We start from the raw sequence: 4,081 nt of genomic DNA, 5'->3' as shown, positions 1-4,081 counted from the left end.
GATCAGTTGTTGGAAGAAGCGGCGAATGACGAGAACAATCAAATATAAGCATGCTGACAGAAACCTTACGCTAACTAGTATAAGGTTTCTGTTTTTCTACATACTTAATTTTAAATATAAAGGTGGTTATATTTGGTTAGGTGAAAATGTAACGATTCTATTAGGTGTCACTATTAGCAACCATGTAGTCGTGGCTGCTGGTGCCGTTGTGACTAAAGATGTAGCGGATAATTCCTTAATAGTTGGTGTACCTGCCAAATTGTTGAAGACTATCCCTAATGATGTGTAATAATGTACTAAAAAATTCAGCATTGGATGTTCTTTCTGTTTACATACAATAAAGATATTCTTCACTAACTTTCTAATATATAAAGTTTTCGGACTGTAATTGTGAGAATAAGTAGGAGATTTCCTTAATTTTGAAACAGTAAACTTGTGTAGTAGTGTTATAAGTAGTTACTTTTTAAAAGTTCTTGATTTATAAGGGTTTCTGGCCTTTTTACTGTACTAGTACAATTTCGCCCCTTGTACCACTTTTCTCAAATAGATACAATATTGTACTGAAAATAGGGTATTTTTGGCTAATTATGGCCATCACAAAGAATATTTGTGGCAATTCATTGGACTGAACTGTTTTAAGTGCTATTATTTCAATTGTGATATTTTTAAATCAAATGGAGGGTAATCTAAATGTCAGATAACAAAATTAACATCGGTTTAGCAGTTATGAAAATTTTAGAGTCTTGGGGAGCAGATACTATTTATGGTATTCCTTCAGGTACTTTAAGTTCATTAATGGATGCTATGGGTGAAGAAGAAAACAACGTCAAATTCCTACAAGTGAAACACGAAGAAGTAGGTGCTATGGCTGCTGTAATGCAAAGCAAATTTGGCGGTAACTTAGGTGTTACTGTTGGTTCTGGTGGTCCAGGTGCATCTCACTTAATCAACGGTTTATACGATGCAGCAATGGATAACATTCCAGTAGTTGCAATCTTAGGTTCTCGTCCACAACGCGAATTAAACATGGACGCTTTCCAAGAATTAAACCAAAACCCAATGTACGACCACATTGCAGTTTACAACCGTCGTGTAGCTTATGCTGAGCAATTACCAAAATTAGTTGACGAAGCAGCTCGTATGGCTATCGCTAAACGCGGTGTAGCAGTTCTAGAAGTACCTGGTGATTTCGCTAAAGTTGAAATCGACAACGACCAATGGTATTCATCTGCAAACAGCTTACGTAAATATGCACCAATCGCTCCAGCAACTCAAGATATCGACGCAGCAGTTGAATTATTAAACAACTCTAAACGCCCAGTAATCTACGCTGGTATTGGTACTATGGGCCACGGTCCTGCAGTTCAAGAATTAGCTCGTAAAATCAAAGCGCCAGTTATCACTACTGGTAAAAACTTTGAAACTTTCGAGTGGGATTTCGAAGCGTTAACAGGTTCTACTTATCGTGTAGGTTGGAAACCAGCTAACGAAACAATTTTAGAAGCTGATACAGTATTATTTGCTGGTTCAAACTTCCCATTCTCAGAGGTTGAAGGTACTTTCCGCAACGTAGATAACTTCATCCAAATCGATATCGACCCAGCTATGTTAGGTAAACGTCACCACGCTGATGTTGCTATCTTAGGTGATGCTGGTTTAGCAATCGACGAAATCTTAAATAAAGTAGATGCTGTTGAAGAATCAGCATGGTGGACAGCTAACTTGAAAAACATCGCTAACTGGCGTGAATACATCAATATGTTAGAAACTAAAGAAGAAGGCGACTTGCAATTCTACCAAGTGTACAATGCAATCAACAACCACGCTGACGAAGATGCAATCTACTCTATTGATGTTGGTAACTCAACTCAAACTTCTATCCGTCATTTACATATGACACCTAAAAACATGTGGAGAACTTCTCCATTATTCGCGACAATGGGTATCGCTATCCCTGGTGGTTTAGGTGCTAAAAACACTTACCCAGATCGTCAAGTTTGGAACATCATCGGTGATGGTGCCTTCTCTATGACTTACCCAGATGTAGTAACTAACGTACGTTACAACATGCCTGTAATCAACGTTGTATTCTCTAACACTGAATATGCCTTCATCAAAAATAAATATGAAGACACTAACAAAAACTTATTCGGTGTAGACTTTACAGATGTTGACTACGCTAAAATCGCTGAAGCACAAGGTGCTAAAGGATTTACTGTAAGCCGTATCGAAGATATGGACCGTGTAATGGCTGAAGCTGTTGCAGCTTACAAAGAAGGTAATACTGTAGTTATCGACTGTAAGATTACTCAAGATCGTCCAATCCCTGTAGAAACATTGAAATTAGATTCAAAACTATACAGCGAAGACGAAATCAAAGCTTACAAAGAACGTTACGAAGCTGCTAACTTAGTACCATTCAGAGAGTACTTAGAAGCTGAAGGCTTAGAATCTAAATACATCAAATAATCATTTGATAACATTAGATTAGTAACCAAGATTTATTATATTCAGACGAGATAAGAACAGGTTGGGGCTTTTCCTAGCCTGTTTTTGCTTATATAGAATTCTTGCAAAAAATAGTTATTCCGACCAAATTATCAACCACCGTATTCAAGATATACTAATCAAGCTTGATAGTTTTTCTATACTTTAATCAAGACATAATAGTTTTGTAGATGTGTTACAATTTAGCTAAACGAGATGGAGGTTTTAGCTATGACAAACAAGAAAATTTTAACCACACATGTAGGTTCATTACCACGTCCAAAAGCATTATTAGAGGCAAATGATCGACGTGCAAAAAATGAAATTTCAGACGAAGAATATAATCAAATCATCCAAGATTCAGTGGATCAAGTTGTTGCAAAACAAAAAGAAATCGGTATCGACATTGTAAATGATGGTGAATATGGTCATATCACATCTGGTCCAGTAGACTTTGGTGCCTGGTGGAACTACTCATTCTACCGTTTAGGTGGTTTAGAAATGACTGACCAAGACCGTTGGGCAAACCCTGAAAAGATTCGTTCAACACCAGGAAATATTAAATTAACATCATTCCCTGACCGTCGTGACCGTGCAATTTTCTCAGCAGCCTATGAAGATCCAGATTCTGGTGTTTTAGGTAAACGTAAAGCTGTTGGAAACCCAGTTTTCGCTGATAAAGTGACTTACGTTGGTCAAGACCAAGTACAACGTGACGTAGATTTCTTAAAAGCTTCACTAGCTAAAAACAACTTAGATAAAGGTTTTATCGCAGCTGTATCTCCAGGTTCAGCAGCTCGGCTACAAGATAACTACTACAATGGGGATGAAGAAGCCTTATTAAATGATTTGGCAGACGCATTACATGAAGAATATAAAGCGATCACAGATGCTGGATTCATCGTTCAAATTGATGCGCCAGACTTGGCTGAAGCTTGGGACCAAATTAACCCAGAGCCATCAATTGAAGACTTCCAAAGATGGTTACAATTACGTATTGACGCTATTAACCGTGCCTTAAAAGGTATCGATCCAGCTTTAGTTCGCTTACATATTTGCTGGGGTTCATGGCATGGACCACATACAACCGATATTCCATTAGAGTACATCGTTGACCAATGTTTAGAAGTTAATGCAGCAGGATTTACTTTTGAAGCATCAAGTCCACGTCATGCCCATGAATGGAAAGTATGGGAAAAAGCAGGCCGCTTAAAAGAAGGCCAATACATCATTCCTGGCTTAGTATCACATTCAACAAATGCAATTGAGCATCCAGAATTAATCGCAGAACGCTTAATCCGCTTCGGTGAAATCGTTGGGCCAGAAAACGTCGTTGCTTCAACTGATTGTGGTTTAGGTGGACGTTTACACGAGCAAATTGCTTGGGCTAAATTAGAAGCCCTTGTAGAAGGTGCAGCAATCGCTTCTAAACACTTCTACGGAGAATAAAACGAGCTATTGAGCTATATAAAAAGGGTTTGTGGCAGAGCAGTCACAAACCCTTTTATGTGCTTTTTAATGGCTCTACAATATATAGGACTGATGACTTTTTAAAAAAAGTCATTGGTTCTATTTTTTTTACAAAAAAAGAAGA

2 protein-coding genes and 1 pseudogene are annotated in these 4,081 nt (G+C 37.9%); all 3 read left to right on the top strand.

The features are described 5' to 3' along the window. A pseudogene (locus B2V22_RS00110) lies at nt 1–289 on the top strand (hypothetical protein); the annotation flags it as partial. Nucleotides 290–690: 401 nt separating this feature from the next. Beyond that, entirely contained in the window at nt 691–2,469 is a 1,779-nt protein-coding gene (gene spxB / locus B2V22_RS00105; protein WP_290489756.1) for a pyruvate oxidase, read from the top strand. A 249-nt stretch (nt 2,470–2,718) separates the two neighbouring features. After that, a complete protein-coding gene (locus B2V22_RS00100; protein WP_290489755.1) occupies nt 2,719–3,936 on the top strand; it encodes a cobalamin-independent methionine synthase II family protein in 1,218 nt (405 codons plus the stop codon). Nucleotides 3,937–4,081 lie beyond the last annotated feature (145 nt).

Origin of the sequence: Aerococcus sp. UBA6277, from assembly GCF_002440555.1 — a bacterium.
GTDB lineage: Bacteria > Bacillota > Bacilli > Lactobacillales > Aerococcaceae > Aerococcus.
This window is presented reverse-complemented; position numbering and strand designations above follow the sequence as displayed.

What these genes read in the sequence shown, in the direction of transcription:
- spxB (WP_290489756.1), top strand. Translation starts at nt 691, where the DNA reads ATGTCAGATAACAAAATTAACATCGGTTTAGCAGTTATGAAAATTTTA.
- B2V22_RS00100 (WP_290489755.1), top strand. Translation starts at nt 2,719, where the DNA reads ATGACAAACAAGAAAATTTTAACCACACATGTAGGTTCATTACCACGT.